At 73.2% G+C, this 16980-nt stretch carries 16 protein-coding genes; 8 read left to right on the plus strand and 8 right to left on the minus strand.

The features are described 5' to 3' along the window. Positions 1–12 precede the first annotated feature (12 nt). Entirely contained in the window at positions 13–783 is a 771-nt protein-coding gene (locus AC27L3_RS09320; protein WP_487233519.1) for a VOC family protein, read from the minus strand. Between the two features lie 24 nt (positions 784–807). Then, positions 808–1395: a helix-turn-helix domain-containing protein gene (locus tag AC27L3_RS09325; RefSeq protein WP_487233520.1), complete on the minus strand. Its 588-nt coding sequence runs from the start codon at positions 1393–1395 to the stop codon at positions 808–810. A gap of 99 nt (positions 1396–1494) precedes the next feature. Between AC27L3_RS09325 and AC27L3_RS09330 the strand changes: the two genes are divergently transcribed. The 3 genes from AC27L3_RS09330 to AC27L3_RS09340 all read left to right on the plus strand — a co-directional run bounded on the left by AC27L3_RS09330 (position 1495) and on the right by AC27L3_RS09340 (position 3827). Continuing rightward, positions 1495–2457 (plus strand): NAD(P)/FAD-dependent oxidoreductase, encoded by a 963-nt coding sequence (locus tag AC27L3_RS09330; protein ID WP_487233871.1) that lies wholly within the window; start codon positions 1495–1497, stop codon positions 2455–2457. Positions 2458–2533: 76 nt separating this feature from the next. After that, positions 2534–2866, plus strand: coding sequence for a thioredoxin (gene trxA, locus AC27L3_RS09335; protein WP_344434647.1), 333 nt, complete (start codon positions 2534–2536; stop codon positions 2864–2866). 70 nt (positions 2867–2936) lie between these two features. Next, positions 2937–3827: a class I SAM-dependent methyltransferase gene (locus AC27L3_RS09340; RefSeq protein ID WP_487233521.1), complete on the plus strand. Its 891-nt coding sequence runs from the start codon at positions 2937–2939 to the stop codon at positions 3825–3827. A gap of 85 nt (positions 3828–3912) precedes the next feature. On the opposite strand, the gene AC27L3_RS09345 is transcribed toward AC27L3_RS09340, so the two are convergent. From AC27L3_RS09345 to AC27L3_RS09370, 6 genes are read right to left on the minus strand one after another with little or no spacing between them, the layout of a single operon-like run. Continuing rightward, complete coding sequence (locus tag AC27L3_RS09345) at positions 3913–4377, minus strand: group II truncated hemoglobin (RefSeq protein ID WP_487233522.1); 465 nt, start codon at positions 4375–4377, stop codon at positions 3913–3915. A gap of 28 nt (positions 4378–4405) precedes the next feature. Next, a complete protein-coding gene (locus AC27L3_RS09350) occupies positions 4406–5344 on the minus strand; it encodes a GNAT family N-acetyltransferase (RefSeq protein WP_487233523.1) in 939 nt (312 codons plus the stop codon). Positions 5345–5389: 45 nt separating this feature from the next. Further along, positions 5390–6532 carry an acyl-CoA dehydrogenase family protein gene (locus AC27L3_RS09355; protein WP_487233524.1) on the minus strand — a complete coding sequence of 381 codons (1143 nt, stop codon included), beginning with the start codon at positions 6530–6532 and terminating at the stop codon, positions 5390–5392. Then, on the minus strand, positions 6529–7287 hold the full coding sequence (locus AC27L3_RS09360; RefSeq protein ID WP_487233525.1) for a thioesterase II family protein: 759 nt from the start codon (positions 7285–7287) through the stop codon (positions 6529–6531). The genes AC27L3_RS09355 and AC27L3_RS09360 overlap by 4 nt, the downstream gene beginning before the upstream one ends. Next, on the minus strand, positions 7284–8933 hold the full coding sequence (locus AC27L3_RS09365) for a GMC family oxidoreductase (RefSeq protein WP_487233526.1): 1650 nt from the start codon (positions 8931–8933) through the stop codon (positions 7284–7286). The genes AC27L3_RS09360 and AC27L3_RS09365 overlap by 4 nt, the downstream gene beginning before the upstream one ends. Then, positions 8930–12172 carry a non-ribosomal peptide synthetase gene (locus tag AC27L3_RS09370; protein ID WP_487233527.1) on the minus strand — a complete coding sequence of 1081 codons (3243 nt, stop codon included), beginning with the start codon at positions 12170–12172 and terminating at the stop codon, positions 8930–8932. Before AC27L3_RS09370 ends, AC27L3_RS09365 begins: the two co-directional genes overlap by 4 nt. 511 nt (positions 12173–12683) lie before the next feature. Here AC27L3_RS09370 and AC27L3_RS09375 point away from each other — a divergent pair. The 5 genes from AC27L3_RS09375 (at position 12684) to AC27L3_RS09395 (ending at position 16937) form a co-directional block, all read left to right on the plus strand. Further along, the gene (locus AC27L3_RS09375) at positions 12684–13274 is read left to right on the plus strand and encodes a flavoprotein (RefSeq protein WP_487233528.1); all 591 of its coding nucleotides are present in this window, start codon (positions 12684–12686) and stop codon (positions 13272–13274) included. 147 nt (positions 13275–13421) lie between these two features. Next, complete coding sequence (sph, locus tag AC27L3_RS09380; protein ID WP_487233529.1) at positions 13422–14426, plus strand: sphingomyelin phosphodiesterase; 1005 nt, start codon at positions 13422–13424, stop codon at positions 14424–14426. Between the two features lie 365 nt (positions 14427–14791). Further along, positions 14792–15373: a winged helix-turn-helix domain-containing protein gene (locus AC27L3_RS09385; protein ID WP_487233530.1), complete on the plus strand. Its 582-nt coding sequence runs from the start codon at positions 14792–14794 to the stop codon at positions 15371–15373. Between the two features lie 86 nt (positions 15374–15459). Continuing rightward, positions 15460–16086: a rhomboid-like protein gene (locus tag AC27L3_RS09390; RefSeq protein WP_487233531.1), complete on the plus strand. Its 627-nt coding sequence runs from the start codon at positions 15460–15462 to the stop codon at positions 16084–16086. 47 nt (positions 16087–16133) lie between these two features. Further along, on the plus strand, positions 16134–16937 hold the full coding sequence (locus AC27L3_RS09395; RefSeq protein WP_487233532.1) for a tyrosine-protein phosphatase: 804 nt from the start codon (positions 16134–16136) through the stop codon (positions 16935–16937). The last annotated feature ends 43 nt before the right edge of the window (positions 16938–16980 follow it).

Here is a 16980-nt window from a genome sequence, read left to right on the forward strand (position 1 = left end):
AGGCAGCTTCCACTACCTCCTCATCGCCGCCGACCGCATCTGATGCGTCAGCCGTAGCCCGGCGATCTCCGGCGCGCCCGGCGTGCCGCCGTCCGTCAGCAGCAGGGCGGTGACGGCGTCCGCCGGGCCCTCGGCGAAGTGCACGTGGGCGCCGGGCAGGGGGACGACCGGTGCCGTGGCACCGTCGTCGGCGCGGATGCCGGTGAGCGCGCCGAGCAGGGCCGCTGCGGCGGCCGGGTCCGGGGTCTCGATCACGAACCCGGCCAGGTCGTGCGGGCCGCGCCGGGTCGTGGCGGCCCGGTACTCGCGGAAGATCGTCTCCCGGTCCGGCGTGTAGGTGATGAAGAACGGCGCCCACGGCGGGGTGTCCGGGCCCGTGAGCACGGCCTCGGCGAAGGAGACGGGTGCGCCCTCGGAAGCGAAGGTGTGCAGGTCCACGGCGTATCCCTGGCGCCGCAGGCGCTCCGTCGTCGCCGTCACGTCCGCGACGTGGACCGCGAAGTTCAGCGCCCCGCCGCCCGCGGCGAGCAGGGCGTCGATGCGGGGCATCCAGGGGGCCATCGCCTCGCCGTAGGGCGATGCCTCGAACGCGGCGCGGTCCTCGACGGTGAGGATCTCCACGTACCGCGCGTCCAGGCGCCAGGCGCCGTTGCGGAAGCCGCGGTGGGGCGGATTGGCGTGGGCGGGCAGGCCGGCGCGGGTGTAGGCGGCCACCGCGGCGTCCACGTCGGGGACGCAGTGCAGAAGGTGGTCGAACTGCGGTAACTCCAGGGCGTGTTCCATGCCCCGAGTATCACCCGCGCCGTCTCACCCGCGGCCCCTGGGCTTCGCCCGCACGTGCATGCGCTCGCCCTGGCGGCCGAAGAGGCTCAGGACCTCGACGGGGCCCTCGCCCGTGCTGCCGAACCAGTGGGGCAGCCGGGTGTCGAACTCGGCGGCCTCGCCGGGGCCCAGGGTCAGATCGTGGTCGGCCATGATCAGCCGCAGCCGGCCGGAGAGGACGTAGAGCCACTCGTAGCCCTCGTGCGTGCACATCTCCGGGGTCCGGTGGGTGGCCGGGATGACCATCTTGTACGTCTGCAGCGGGCCCGGCTGGCGGGTCAGGGGCAGCACGGTGTTGCCGTTGACGCGCTTGGGCGTCAGCCGGATGCGGGGGTCGCCGACCTCGGGGGCGCCGACGAGCTCGTCCAGGGGCACCTGGTGGGCCTGGGAGATGGGCAGCAGCAGCTCCAGGCTGGGCCGGCGCTGCCCGGACTCCAGCCGGGAGAGGGTGCTCTTGGAGATGCCGGTGGCCTCCGAGAGCGCGGCCAGCGTCACCCCGCGCTGGACGCGCAGGCGCTTGAGGCGGGGGCCGACCTCGGCGAGGGCTTCGTTGATCGCTTCTGAGGGGTGCACGAGGGCATTGCACCGCACCCGTTCCGAAAACGGCAACAAATGTTGCCGCAACAGGATGGCGGTCGCACGCTGTGCGCGGAGGTGATCGCCGTGAGCGATATGAACAACCAGGCAGCCGACGGCTCCGTGTACGACGTCGTGGTGGTCGGAGGCGGCGCGGCCGGACTGAACGCCGCCCTGCTGCTGGGCCGGTCCCGCCGCAAGGTGGCGGTGGTGGACTCCGGCAGTCCGCGCAATGCCCCGGCCTCCCACATGATGGGCTTCCTCTCCCGTGACGGGATGCCGCCCGAGGCGCTGCTGAACGTGGGCCGCACCGAGGTGGAGAGCTACGGCGTGGAGCTGATCGACGCCCAGGTCGACCACATCGCCCCCGGCTTCTACGTCCACCTGGCCGGCGGCCCGGTGCTCAAGGCGCGCCGCATCGTCGTGGCCACCGGGCTGCGCGACGAGCTGCCCGACATCCCCGGGGTGCGCGAGCGCTGGGGCCGGGACCTGCTGCACTGCCCGTACTGCCACGGCTACGAGGTGCGCGACCAGCCCATCGGCGTGCTCGGCACCCACCCGAACGCGGTGAACCACGCCCTGCTGCTGCGCCAGTGGTCGGACGACGTCGTCTTCTTCCCGCACACGATGGAGCTGACGGAGGAGGACCGCGAGCGGCTGGCCGCCCGCGACATCCGCCTGGCCGAGGGCACCGTGAAGTGGCTGGTGGTGGACGACGACAAGCTGCGCGGCGTGGAGCTGGCCGAGGGCAGCGTGGTGCCCCGCAGCGCGGTGTTCGTCTTCCCGCGCATGGTGCCGCGCGACGGCCTGCTGACCGACCTGGGCTGCGAGAAGGACGCGGGCGGCTGGGTGGTCACCGACGCCACCGGCCGGACCAGCGTCTTCGGCGTCTGGGCGGTGGGCAACGTCGCCGACCCGCGGGCCCAGGTGGTGACGGCGGCCGGTCAGGGTTCCGCGGCCGGCTTCGCCCTGAACCACGACCTGCTCGACGAGGACGTCGCCCGTGCCGTCGAGGAGCGCCGCGCCATGGCGGCCGCCGAGCCGTCCTTCCGGCTCTGACCGGACCCCTTCACCGCCGGAATTCACCACCCGGAACGCGTTGTTGTTCCCTTTCCTCGCCTAGGAGACCGCCCTCATGCGCCCGTCCCCCGTCGACGCCCTCACGGAGGAGATGTTCCCCTCCCGTGTGCTGCAGTCCGACAAGCCCGTCCTCATCCAGTTCTGGGCCCCCTGGTGCGGCCCGTGCCGCATGGTGAGCCCGATCGTGGAGCAGATCGCCGCCGAGAACGCCGACAAGCTCGACGTGGTCAAGGTCAACGTGGACGACGAGACCGCCCTGGCCATCGAGCACGGCGTCTCCTCCATCCCGGCCTTCATCGTCTACGAGGACGGCAAGCGCAAGGAGCAGTGGGTGGGCGCCGCCCCCAAGGCCGTCCTGATGCGGACGCTCGCCCCCTACCTCGGCTGAGGGCGGCGCGCCGCCCCCGCCCCGGCACGTCCCTCGCAGTCCGCCCTCTCCCGGAAAGCAGGTAAGGCCCATGAATCCACATCAGGCCGGGGACATCGACCGGGATGCCCTGGCCGACGCACTGGAGCGCGAAGCCCGACTGCACCTGCCCTACCTCGAACAGGCGATGGGCTGGCTGCGGGGGCTGCTGTGCGGCGGGGACGAGGTGGCCGCCGCCGCGGCGGTGGGCCGCGTCCTCGACGTGGGCAGCGGGCCGGGAGTGGTGGCCTGCCTGCTCGCCCGGTACTTCCCGTGCGCCGAGATCGTCGCGGTCGACCGGGACCCCGGCCTGCTGGAGCGGGCCCGCTCGCGGGCGGAGGGGGCCGATCTGACCGGCCGCGTCATCACCCAGCACGCCGACCTGCCGGGCGACTTCGGGGAGCTGGGCGGCGCGGACGTGATCTGGGCCAGCAAGGCCGTCCACCACCTCGGCGACCAGCAGGCCGCGCTGGACGCCCTCGCCGCGTCCCTGCGCCCGGGCGGCGTGCTGGCCGTGGCCGAGCGCGGGCTGCCTCCCCGGTTCCTGCCCCGCGACATCGGCATCGGCCGGCCGGGCCTGCAGGCCCGCCTGGACGCCGCCCTGGAGGACGAGTTCAGCAGCCTGCGGGCCCGGCTGCCCGGCCACGAGCGCACGGTGGAGGACTGGCCGGCGATGCTGGCCCGCGCCGGGCTGGTGCCCACCGGGAGCCGTACGTTCCTGGTCGACCACCCGGCGCCGCTGGACCTGCCGGCCCGCGAGCACCTGTACCGGCTGCTGGAGCAGTGGCGCGAGCACATCGGCGACCGGCTCGACGAGGAGGACCGCCGCACGCTGGAGTGCCTGGTGGACGGCGACGCCTGCACCGGCATCCTCTGGCGGCCCGACGCCTTCTACCTCACCGCCGTCACCGTGCACACCGCCCGCGCCTGCACCAGGCGCTGACCCGCCCGGGAACCTGCCCCGAGGACCTGCGAAGGTGCCGGGCCCGCCGTCGAGGACGGCGGGCCCGGCACCTTCGTGGCGTTGCTCAGGGCATGCCGGGCGGGGCCTCGCCCCAGCCCCAGATCGGCACGGTCTCGCGGCGCGAGGGCGGCGCGTCCGGCTGGGAGTTGGCCATCGCCCGGCGCGAGCCCCACTCGATGTAGGACATGAACGCCGAGCGGAACTCCGGGTCCGAGGGCAGCCCCACGGTGTCGGCGGCCTCCGTCATCAGCTGCACCCAGCGGGTGCGCTGCTCGGGCCGGATGGAGCGGCCCCGGTGGCTGCGGATCATGCGCTTGAAGCCGCCGAGCTGCTCGGTGTACAGGGCCGGGCCGCCGAAGACCTCGGCCAGCCAGGCCGCGACGTGCTGGGGGTGGTCGTCGGTCATGTACTGGAAGAGCGGGGCGAGCAGCTCGTCCTTGCGCACGTGCTTGTAGAACTCCTCGGTGAGCCGTTCCAGCGCCTCTATGCCGCCGGCCCATTCGTAGAGGGTGGGGGTCTTCTCTGCCACGGGGGCACCTCCCTTGTCCTGTGGTGGGTTATCCGAGTTCGAGCGTGGTGGTGGCGAAGGCCTGCTCCGCCCGGCTGGCCGGCACCGGACCGCTGTACATGCGCACCGTGTGGAACTCCGCCGCCAGCCCCCGGTCGATCGCCAGCGCGCCCGCCTCCTTCTGCGGCGCCGGGATGTCGAGGGAGACCTCGTCCTCGGGGCCGAGGTGCGCGGTGAGGGCGTCGAAGAGGACCTCGGCATCCTCGCGGGACTCGGCGAAGAGGGGACCGATGCGATGGGCCCCGCTGGCCGGGCGGATCACCCCGTAGCCGGTGAGCCGCCCGTCGCTCAGCCGCGCGTACGCCACGTGCCCGGGGGCGGCGAGCCAGCGGCGGACGAAGTCGCCCCGGTCGGCGGGGAAGTACTGCCGGTCGTAGGCGAGTACGGCGGCCAGGTGCTCGCCGGTGACGGGCACGGCGCCCGGCCCCGGCGCGCCCGCCCGCTGCGGGCGCCCGGTGTGGCGCACGGTGTCGTAGTAGGACACGAAGCCGGATTTCGCGTAGTCGTCCTGCCGGGCCGGTGTCGCGTCCAGGCCGAGCGAGCGGCCGCGTGCGTGGGGCACCGCGGCCTGCCAGGTGGCCAGGCCCAGGCCGCGCCCGCGGAAGGCGGGGTCGACGAGGTAGTGCCCGAGGAAGGCGTACCGGGCCGAGTAGTTGACGACCGACATGGCCGAGACCGGCCGGCCCTCCATGCGGCCGACGAAGAAGCCGCCCGGGTCGGTGGGCAGGAACAGGGCCGCGTCCCCGCGGCCGACGTTCCAGCGTTCACCGTCGGCCCAGGCGATCACATGGTTCCAGTCCTCCTGCGTGGCGACCGAGACGGTCAGTCCGTCCGGCGTGGCCGGCAGACCGGGCTCCGGGCCACGGCGGGCGGCTCGGCCCGTTCCCGCCGCGCCGGTGGGGGGATTCACCTCGTCGAGAGGATCCATCTGGCTGTCCGTCCTTTCCTGCCGTGCGCAGGCACGGCGCGCTGCTCACAGGCCGAGCGAGCGACCGATGAGTTCCTTCATGATTTCCGTGGTCCCCCCGTAGATGGTCTGCACCCTGCTGTTGGCCCATTCGCGGGAAATGGGGCTCTCCTTGAGGTACCCGTAGCCGCCGTACAGCTGCAGGCACTTGTTGGCCACTTCCACCTGCAATTCGGTCGTCCACCACTTGGCCTTGGCCGCGTCGGCGACGGTGAGCCGGCCGGCGTTGAGCTCCGCTATGCAGTGGTCGAGGAAGACGCGGGCGATGGTGACCTCCGTGTCCAGCGTGGCGAGCAGGAAGCGGTTGTGCTGGAAGCTGCCGATGGGCTGGCCGAACGCCTTGCGGCTGCGGGCGTACTCCAGCGCGTCGGCCAGGATCCGCTCGGCCGCGGCGACCGCCACCACGGCGATGCTCAGGCGTTCGCGGGGCAGCCCGGCCATCAGGTAGGCCATGCCCGCGTTCTCCTTGCCGACCAGGTTGGCCACCGGCACCCGGCAGTCGGAGAAGAACAGCTCGCAGGTGTCGGAGGCCTGCCAGCCGAGCTTGGCCATCCGCCGGCCGCGGCTGAAACCGGGGGTGTCCCGTTCGACGACCAGCAGGCTGATGCCCTGGCCGCCGCGGTCGGGGGCGGTCTTGACCGCCACGAGCACCACGTCGGCGTTCTCGCCGTTGGTGATGAACGTCTTCTGCCCGTTGAGGACGTAGTGGTCGCCGTCGCGCACGGCGGTGGTGCGGATGTCGGCGACGTTGGAGCCCGCCTCCGGCTCGCTCATGGCGATCGCCGCGATCAGCTCGCCCGAGCACAGCCCCGGCAGCCAGCGCTTGCGCTGCTCCTCGGTGGTGCGGGCGGCCAGGTAGGAGGCGACGACGTCGTTGTGGGCGACGAACCCGGGGGCGGTGACCCGGGCCCGGATGAGCTCCTCGGAGAGGACGGCCGGGTAGCGGAAGTCCTCCTCCCCACCCCCGCCGTACTCGACGGGGACGCCGATGCCCAGCAGCCCGGCCTCGCCCGCCTTGCGCCACACCGCGCGGTCGACGATGCCCTCCTGCTCCCACTTCTCGTGGTGCGGTACGGCCTCGCGGGCGAGGAACTCGCGGCACAGCGCGCGGAACTCCTCGTGCTGCGCCTCGTACAGGTGGTGCTTCATCCCTGCTCCTCCCCCGCACCGAGGAGGTCCTCGGTGACGATCGCGACGATCTCCTTCGGGTCCCGGACGGCCGCGAAGTGACCGCCGGGGATCTCCACCCGGCGGCAGGCGGCGGTGGTGTGCTCGGCCCACTGCCACATCTGCGCGGGCGTGACGTACGCGTCGTCGCGGGCGGCGACCAGCGTGAGCGGGAAGGCGACGCGCAGCGCGGCGTGCTGCGGGAACTGGCGCCGGATCACGTAGTCCTCGCGCATGAGGCGCACCAGGTAGGCGCTCATGGCGCTGTTGGACAGCAGTCCGGCGGGGGTGCCGCCGTCCGCGGCGATCTTCTCCAGGAGCTGGTCGTCGGTGAGGTCGTCGGTGGTGTCGGGCTGCTGCAGCCGCGGCGGCAGGGCCGCGGACAGCACGGCCCGCAGCGGCGGCCGCCCCGTCAGGCGGGCGGCGGCGTCCGCCACGGCCAGGCTGGTCATGGCGCCGAAGCTGTGGCCGAAGGTGGCCCAGCGCAGGCCGGGGTCCTCCTGCAGGGCGCGGGCCAGGTCGTCGGCCAGGTGCTCGGCCATGGCGGTGACCAGGGCGGCGAAGTCCGCCGGGCGCTCCTCCCGGCTGCGGGTGCCGCGCCCGGGCGCATCCACGCCCACGATCTGCAGGTGGGGGGCGGCGAGCGGGCCCCACGGCCGGTGGACGGAGGAGGTGGCGCCGGCGTGCGGGAAGCAGTAGAGCCGTACGGGGCCCGGGGCGGGCCGGGCGGGGCTCATTCCTTCACCCCGGCGGCGATCTTCTCGGCCACCATGAGGGTGGTGAGGTTGGTCGGCGCGCTGGGGATGGCGGGGAAGACGGAGGCGTCGACGACGCGGAGGTTCTCGGTGCCGTGGACGCGGCCGTCCTGGTCGACGACGGCCGCCGGGTCGTCGGCCGGGCCCATGCGGGCCGATCCGGTGGCGTGCCAGCCGGGGTTCATGATGTTGCGGACGCCGCTGTGCAGCACCCGGTCGTTCGCGACCATGGCGTCGGTCCAGAACTGGGTGCGGGCGAGCCGTCCGGCGAGGCCGGGCGAGCGCAGGATGCTCCAGGCCCGGCGCACGCCGTGTTTCAGCCGCTCGACGTCCTCGGGGTCCGAGCCCATGCCGAGCTCGATCACGGGCCGGCCGAGGGGGCCGGCGTCCTCCAGGAAGACGCGGCCGCGGGAGGCGGGGCGCATCAGCATGACCGAGATGCCCACGACCATGGGCCAGCCCAGGCGGTCGACGAAGCCGGGGATGGTGGCGCTCTCGACGTTGTTCAGCAGCCCCACCTGGATGTCGGTGTCGTCGTCGAAGCCGCTGGACATCCGGGCGACGACCTGGCGCCAGGGCAGGCCCGGGGTGCACACGCCCTCCTCGGGCTGCGACCAGACGACCACCGAGGGGTGGTCGCTGAGGTTCTCGCCGACGCCCGGCAGGTCGGCGACGCAGGTCAGGCCGAGGGCGCGGACGACGTCGGCGCGGCCGACGCCCGAGCGCAGCAGGATCACGGGGGTGCCGATCGCGCCGGCGCTCAGGACGACGTTGCCGGCCCGTACGGTCACGGGCCTGTCGCCCTCCAGCAGTTCGACGCCGACGGCGCGGGTGCCCTCGAACAGGACGCGGGTGACGTGGCGGCCGGTGCGGATGCGCAGGTTGGGCAGGTCGCGGGCCCGGGCGAGGTAGGCGGTCGCGGCGTCGATGCGCACGCCGTCGATCGCGTTGGACGGTACGGGGCCCACGCCGCGCTCCTGCCCGGCGTTGAGGTCGGGCAGGTCGGGCAGGCCCTGGCGGGCGCACTCGTCCCAGAAGGCGGCGTCGAGCTCGTGCAGGTGCGCGCGCTCGGGCCGGCGGATGGGCAGCGGGCCGTCCTCGCCGTGCAGGGGGCCGGGGAAGCCGGGGTCGTCCTCGATCTCCTTGTAGTAGGGCAGGACGTGCTCCCAGGACCACTCGGGGTTGCCGGCGGCGACCCAGGCGTCGAAGTCGCGGGGCAGCGCGCGCAGCGCGATCGCGCCGTTGACGGCGGAGGAGCCGCCGACGACCTTGCCGAGCTGGTAGGGGAAGCGCGACCACAGGGCCCGGGTGCGCCGGCCCTCCGCGTCGGCCGGGGCCGTGCGGGGGGCGCCGGTGCGCAGCAGGTCGTCGAGGCGGTCGCTGCCGCGCAGGTTGGCCCGGTAGTCCCAGTTGAAGCCGTCGAGGACGAGCTTGCTGGCGTCGCGCAGCGGGTTGTCGGCGCCGGGGGCCGGCTGGTCGCCGCCGGCCTCCAGCAGCAGCACCCGGGCGCCGCTGCGGGCGAGATGGGTGGCGGTGACGATCCCGGCGGAGCCGGCACCGACCACCACGTGGTCCCAGGCGTCGGTGTCCTGTGCGCCGGTGTCCTGCGCGCCGGTCGACGGGGTCATGCTCCGGCCTCCTTGATCGACCGGATGATGTCGGCGAAGGCCGAGACGGTCGCGTTCATGAACAGGCCCTCGATGATTTCCTGTTCGGCGTCGGCGCCGATGCCGAACTCGGCGCGCAGCTGGCCGATGATGCCGACCGCGTGCAGCGAGTCGCCGCCGACGTCGAAGAAGCCGTCCTCGGTGCCGAAGTCGTCGTGGCCGAGCTGCTCGGACCACAGGGCGAGCAGCCGTTCCTCGATCGCGTCGCGCGGCGCGGTGCGGCTGTCGGCCTCGCCGTCGCTCCAGGGCGCGGGCAGCGCCGAGCGGTCGATCTTGCCGTTGGCGGTCAGCGGCAGCGCGTCGATGGTGATGTAGTGGCTGGGCACCATGTAGCCGGGCAGGGCGCCGGTCGCCGCCTCGCGCAGGGCCGCCGCCTGAGGGAGGGCGCCGGGCGCCTCGGGGACGAGGTACGCGGCGAGCTGGCGCTGTCCGGTGCGCGGGTGGGCGGGGGCGGTGACCACGGCGTGCCGGACGCCGGCCTGGCGGTCGAGGACGGCCTCGATCTCGCCGAGTTCGACCCGGTAGCCGTTGATCTTCACCTGGAAGTCCTCGCGGCCGAGGATCTCGATGTCGCCGCCGGGCAGGTAGCGGCCCAGGTCGCCGGTCTTGTACAGGCGCTCGCCGGTGACCGGGTGGACGATGAAGCGTTCCGCCGTGCGGGTCGCATCGCCCCAGTAGCCCAGGGCCACGCCCGTGCCGCCGATGTGGATCTCACCGGTGACCCAGGTCGGGCAGGGTTCGAGCCGGTCGTTGAGGACGTGCATGGTCTGGTTGGCGAGCGGCTTGCCGTAGGGGATGGACCTCCAGTGCTGCGGCACCTCGCCGATCGGGTAGTGGATGGACCAGATCGAGCCCTCGGTGGCGCCGCCGAGGCTGATGACCTCCATGGCCGGGAAGTGCTTGCGGATCGCGTCCGGCAGGTCGGTGGGGATCCAGTCGCCGCTGAGCAGGGCCAGGCGCAGGCTGTTGCCGCGCGGGGCGCCCGCGTCGCCGAGCGCGTCGGCCCACATCCGCATGGGCGCGGGCACGCTGTTCCACAGGGTGACCGCGTGCCGGTCGACCAGCTCCGACCAGTGGGTGACGTCGTTGGCGCGGCGGGGGTCGGGCACGACCACGGCACCGCCGGCGCCCAGGACGCCGAAGATGTCGTAGACGGACAGGTCGAAGTTCGTCGGTGCGAGGGCCAGGACGCGGTCCTGCTCGCCCACGCCGAAGCGCCGGTTGATGTCCTGGACGGTGTTGGCGGCGCTGCGGTGCGAGATCATCACGCCCTTGGGCTCGCCGGTGGAGCCCGAGGTGAAGATGACGTACGCCAGGTCGTCGTGGCCCTGGACGCTTTCCGGCCGCTCGGCACTGCTGCTGCGGGTCTCCTCGTCGTCGAGGGTGACGACGTCCAGCTCCTCGGGCCACGCCAGGTCCTCGCGCAGGGCGGGCTCGGTGACCAGCACCTCGGCCCCGCTCTGGCGCAGCAGCTTCAGCCGCCGCTGCTCGGGCAGTTCGGGGTCGATGGCCACGTAGGCCGCGCCGGAGTGCAGCACGCCGAGGATCGCGGAGATCTGGGCGGCGCCCGGCCGCATCGAGACGGCGACGATGCGGTTCGGCTCGGCGCCGCAGGACTCGCGCAGCCGCCGGCCCAGCCGGTGCGCGTCCTCGGTCAGGTGCCGGAAGGTGACCTCCTCGCCGTCGGCGAGGACGGCCACCGCGTCGGGGCGGCGGGCCGCGGCCTCGCCGACGAGCTCGTGCAGCAGGCGCGGCGGGATGTCGGCGGCGGTGTCGTTGACGCGCCGGCGCTCCTCGGCCTGGGCGGCGGGCAGCGGGACGAGGCCGCCGGTGCGCTCCCACACCGCGTCGTCGCCGGCCAGCCGGTCGAGCAGGTCCCGGTGGGCGTCGAACATCGCCTCCAGGACGCCGGGCGGGAAGAGGCCCTCGACGGCGTTCCAGGTGACGACGAGGTTGCCGGCCTCCTCGGAGATCTGGTTCTCCAGCCACAGCTGGGGGGTCTGGCTGGCGCTGTGCACCAGCTCGCCGAAGGCCGCAAGGCCCTCGCCGTCCGCGGCCGGGCGGGCGTCCAGGGTGTTGGAGAAGACGACCGGCAGCGAGGCGCTGCGGCCGTCGGCCTGCAGCTTGGTCAGCTCGCGCAGCACCCGGATGCCGCCGAACGCCGTGTGGGCCAGGTCCTCGCGCAGCCGCTGCTGCAGCGCAGCGGCGCGCTCGGCGAACGTCTGCCCGGCGCCGCCGGTGACGGCCAGCAGGCTGGGCGCGAGGAAGTCGCCGATGATGCGGTCGGTCTGCGGGTGCAGCGGCGTGCGGTGCAGCAGGGTGGTGGTGAGGGTGAAGTCCTGCCGCTTGGACCAGCCGCGCAGCACCTCGGCGTACGCGGTGAGCAGCAGGGCCGACAGGGTCAGGCCGCGGCGGTGGGCGGCGTCCTGCAGGCGGGCCCGCAGTTCACGGTCGAGGACGGCGCGGTGGCGGACGAAGGAGGGCCGGCCGATCTCCTCGGGGGTCGCGGCCAGGGGCAGGTCGGGTGCCGGGGGCAGCTCGGGCAGGCGCTTGCGCCAGTACGCGGCGGCCTCCTCGCCGGCAGGTCCCTCCTGCAGCGCCCGCTCGGCGAGGATGTGGTCGCGGAAGGTGAGCTCCAGCGGCTCGGGCTCATGGGCGGGGTCGTCGTAGTGGCGGCGCCATTCGGTGAGCATGAGCGAGAGACTGCGCACGTCGGTGAACAGCAGGTCCGCGCTGAGGTGCAGCAGGGCGCGGCCGCCGTCGAGCAGGGTGACGCGGACGTCGAACAGCGGCCACCGGTCGGTGGGCAGGACCTGCTCGGCCAGTTCCGCGCGGATCCGCTCCAGGGCGGCGGACCGCTCCCCGGGGGAGGCGCCGCGCAGGTCGGTGGTGGCGATCTCGTACGGCGGCACGTGCTCCAGCACGCGTTGCCGGCCCTCGGAGTCGGTGACGGCGCGCAGCATGTCGTGCCGTTCGACGACCTTGCGCAGGGCCTCGGTCAGCCGTGGAACGTCCAGCCCGGGGGTGTCGAACTCGTAATAGAAGTGGCTGGAGACGCCGCCGAGTTCGAGGCCGCGGTGGCGTCCGATCACATACGCCTGCTGAATGTCCGTCAGCGGGAAGGGCTCGTGGCGCTCGGCCGGCCGGGGCTCGGTGCGGGGCAGCGCACCGGTCTCCATTGCGGCGAAAATGTCTTCCATAAAATCTCCGTGCCTCTCGTGCGTGCTTTTCTCGACGACTTACGACGACAACGTCACGTGCCGCAACGCAATTCACAGGCGAAAGGGCATGAGCATGGATTACCGAGGCGACTGCCGCGGCCCGGGCATGCGCACCAGGTGCCGACCGGCCGCACCGCGATCCGGCTAGATCACCTCATCGGCACACATCGTATGCACACGATCAGAGCAAAGACAAGATCGTTCAACACGGTTTGTTTTCCGGGCCGGTTGACCTCGCAGGAAGCGCCCTTCCACTTCCTTGAACAGATCATTTTCCACGACTTATGCAAAGCGCTTATGAGGGCCGAAGCACTGCTAATAGCAGACCGCGCATGCCCCTTACATCCATGACTTCCCGACGCTCTTGTCGCGCCATTGACGGCCCCGACCAGCACGGTTTGCCGCGGGCCCGGGAGCGGGCCGGGCGCCGGGGCCATGCGACCGTGAAGCACCCTTGTATGCCTCGGAGTTGGCATGCATCATCGGCCCTATGACTGAACACCGGACACCTGGGTCACAGGGGCCGCGCATACTCGTCGGCGCCACCGGTTCGATCGCCGTGACGATGCTGCCGCAGTACCTGAGCACGCTGCGCAGCGAGCTCGGCGGCACCTACACCGTATTGATGACGCACACGGCGACCCATTTCCTGCCGGCGCACACCGTGCAGCTTTCCGCCGAGCGCGTCATCAGCGGGGAATCCCCGGCGGACTGGCCGACCGACAAACCCTCCAGGCTGGTCGGCGACCACGACATCCTGGTCGTTCTCCCGGCCACCGCGAACATTCTCTCCAATGCGGCCACCGGTGCCGCCACGAACCGCCTTTCGACAGTAATTCTCGGCGCCAATTTCCCGGTCGTGTTCTTCCCGCACATGGGCAGCGACATGTGGAACAAGCCGTCGGTCAAACGCAACATCGCCCAGATCCGCGAGGACGGCCAGTACGTGGCCGAGCCCGACTGGCAGGACAGCTACGACGTGGTCTCGCGGACCTTCAACAACCACCCCACCCTGCCCCCGCCCGCCAAGGTCGCCCGGATCGTCGGCGAGCTGCTGGCCGGGCGGCAGCCGTCGTCCTGAAGGGGCGCGGCGCCACCTCTTGGGTTGCCCTTCCCGCGGCGGCAACCTGAGCGCCACCGGGTGCTAACGGCAACTGGTGGGATGTGCCGGGCCGTTGCCACGACGGCCCGCGCACCCTCCACCCGCCGAACCCCTCAGGGAGCAGCCGTGCCGCTCGCCCGCACCGTCCGATCCGCCGCCCTGGTCGCCGCCGCGACCGCCCTGACCGCCGCGCTCACCACCGGCCAGGCCCACGCCACGGGCACCGACGCCGGCGTCCCGGCCGGCACCCCGCAGCTGACGGTGCTCACCTACAACACCTTCCTGATGAGCACCCGCCTCTACCCCAACTGGGGCCAGCAGCACCGGGCCCAGGAGATAGCCGCGGCGGACTTCTTCCAGGGCAACGACGTGGTGGTGCTGCAGGAGGCGTTCGACAACGCCGCCTCCGACGAGCTGAAGTCCCGCGCCGCCGACCGCTACCCGTACCAGACGCCGGTCGTCGGGCGGAGCAAGGACGGCTGGGACGCCACCGGCGGCAACTACTCCGCCACCACCCCGGAGGACGGCGGCGTCACCGTGCTCAGCAAGTGGCCGGTCCTGCGCAAGGAGCAGGTGATCTACAAGGACGCGTGCGGCGCCGACTGGTGGTCCAACAAGGGCTTCGCCTACGTCGTGCTGGACGTGAACGGCACCAGGGTCCACGTGGTGGGCACGCACCTGCAGTCCACCGACGGCGGGTGCGCCGCGGGCGAGGCGGCCACCGACCGCTCCCGGCAGCTGAAGCAGATCGACGCGTTCCTGGACGCCAAGAACATCCCGGCCGGGGAGCAGGTGCTGCTCGCCGGCGACCTGAACGTGGACTCCCGCAGCGCCGAGTACCGCTCGATGCTGGCCGACGGCGACCTCGCCCCGGCCGACGAGCGCGCCGGGCACCCGTACTCCTTCGACACCAAGGAGAACTCGATCGCCGCCTACCGCTACCCCACCGACCCGCGCGAGGACCTCGACTACGTGCTGCACCGCAACGGCCACGCCCGCCCGGCCGGCTGGCGGAACACGGTGATCAAGGAGCAGTCGGCCCCCTGGACGGTCTCCAGCTGGGGCAAGCCGTACACCTACACCAACCTCTCCGACCACTACCCCGTGATCGCCGGGGCCACCGGCAACTGATCGGGGAGCCACCGGCAACCGATCGCAGGGCCACCGCCCGCTAGCGGCCGGAACGATCTTCGTCAAGATCCGGCCGGAGTTGCACAGATCGCCTCCGGCCGGACTGCTCGCGCGCGACGGACCGTGCTTCAATAGGGGCATGGCCAGCTACCGGAACAGCGCGACGGGTCGCAGCGACCTCGAGCCCTTCTGGCCTTCCCGCCAGCACCACGACTTCGACCGAGTGTGTTGTCGCGCATCCTTCGCGCAGGCCCACTCCTCTCGCTGACCCCTTCCGTCGAAGTCAGCCGCCGGCCCCGGGTGCCGGCCAAGCGGCCCGCGCATGCACGTCCTCTCGACGGCTTCCGCGCGAAAGAGCCCGCCTCATGACTCACGTCCGCACTCTGGCCCCCTCCGCACCGCAGCCCGCCCACGCCCCCCGCACCGCCGGCCGTCACCGGCTGCGCGCCGTGGCCCCCGACGAGCTGCCACCCGTCGCCGAGCTGCTGCACGCCGGGGCCACCTGGCTGCCGGCGCCCCAGCACGCCCTGCCGGTGCTGCCGGGCCGCCCGCCGATGGTCGGCTACCTGGTGCTGGTGCCCGCCGACGAGCCCCTCCTGCGGACCGCCGGCCCGCAGGAGCCCGCACCGGACGCCGCACCGGCCGTCCACGGCGACCACCTGGTCTCCATCGACCCCGAGCAGCGGACGGCCAGCGTGGCCGGCCGGCGGCTGGACCTGACCTACCTGGAGTTCGAGCTGCTGGCCCACCTGGTCGCCCACCCGCACCGGGTGCACACCCGCGACCAGCTGGTGACGACCGTGTGGGGCTACGGGCACGTGGGCGACGGCCGGACCGTCGACGTCCACGTGGCCCGGCTGCGCCGCAAGATGGGCCCCCAGTACCGCTCGTCGATCGTCACCGTGCGCCGGGTCGGCTACAAGTACGCTCCCCCGGCCGACTTCTAGAGGACGATCTCCCCTCAAGGCCCCCTCAAGGCCACCCCCTGCACAGACCATGGCGCACCCCGGCGCCCGCGGTGGAGCATGGGCCGGTGCACACCACCACCCCGGGCGCCCGGGCACCCCGTCTCGCCCCCGCCTACGTCGGGGGCGTCCAGCTGGGCGCGTACGCCGTGCGGCGCCTGCTCACGCCCGACGCGCGCCGGCGCCTGCTGCTGCGGTGCTCCACCAACGTCGACAACCTCGCCGCCGGCCGCTGGGACACCCTCGTCACCAGCGCCCTGCTGGTCGAGGCACCCATGGACCTGCCGTACGCGCTGCTGCTCCTGGCCGTGCTCGGCTACGCCGAGTACACCTACGGCGCGTGGTGGGCGGCGGCCGCCTTCCTCTGGGGCCACGCGGGCGCATCCCTGATCGTCTACGGCGCCCTGCGCGCCCGGCACGCCGGCCCGGCCACCCGCTCCGCCACGGACGTCGGCGTGAGCTACGGCCTGAACGCCGTCGCGGGCGCCCTCGCCACCGCCGTACCGCACCGCCCAACGCGCACCGCCGCCTGCGCCGCCCTGCTCGCCCTGGGCGTGCGGCCCCTGCTGCGCGGGCGCGGCCGCGTCACCTTCACCGACGCCGGGCACCTCGTCGCCCTGCTCCTGGGCGCGGCCCTGGGACCGGCGCTCGCCCGGGGGCGGCGTCGCGGACTCGGCCGCCGTTCTTCACAATAAAAGGCGGAAAATGCGATAGATCACGGCAGCCCCAGGGAGACCGGCCCATGCCGCAGCAGCTCGACGCCTCGACGATCACCAACCTCCGCGACCTCGGCGGCATCGCCCTCGCCGGCAACTCCGCGGTCCGCCCGGGTCTGCTGCTGCGCTCCGGCCAGCTCGACCGCCTGGACCCCGTGGCCGACCCGGTCGTGGCCGCCCTGGGCATCAAGACCGTGATCGACCTGCGCACCGAGCACGAGCGCCTCGCCCACCCCGACCGGCTGCCCGACGGCTCCCGGCTGATCGTCGCCGACGTCCTGGCCGGCGTACAGCGCGCCCGTGGCGAGGGCGCCGTGCCCGCCGCCCGGCTGGAGGACGTCCTCGGCAACCCCACCATGGCCGAGGAGCACCTGGGCGGCGGCAAGGCCGAGAAGCTGATGTGCGACCTGTACCGGTCCTTCGTGACCTCCGAGTCCGCCTGCCAGGCCTACCGGCTGCTGCTGACCACCCTCGCCGAGCCGGACTGCGGCCCCCTGCTCTTCCACTGCACGGCGGGCAAGGACCGCACGGGCTGGGCGGCGAGCGTGCTGCTGATGCTGCTCGGCGCGGACGCGGCGGCGGTGGAGGCCGAGTACCTGGGGGTCGCGCCGGCGGTGCGGGAGGCGTTCGCGGGGGCGATCGACCGCTTCACGGGCGCCGGCGGGGACCCGGACATCGTCGAGGCGCTGCTCGGGGTGCGGGCGGCGTACCTGGCGGCCGCCCTGGAGGCGATGCACCAGACGTACGGCACGGTGGCCGCGTACGTCCGCGAGGGCCTCGGCGTCCCCGACGCCCTGGTGGACCGCATCCGCGCCCGCTGCGTCGCCTAGAGGCGACCTCCGGCGCGGGCCACGCCGCGGCCCGCCACCCCCA

It is taken from the genome of Streptomyces sp. PKA51, assembly GCF_057552455.1.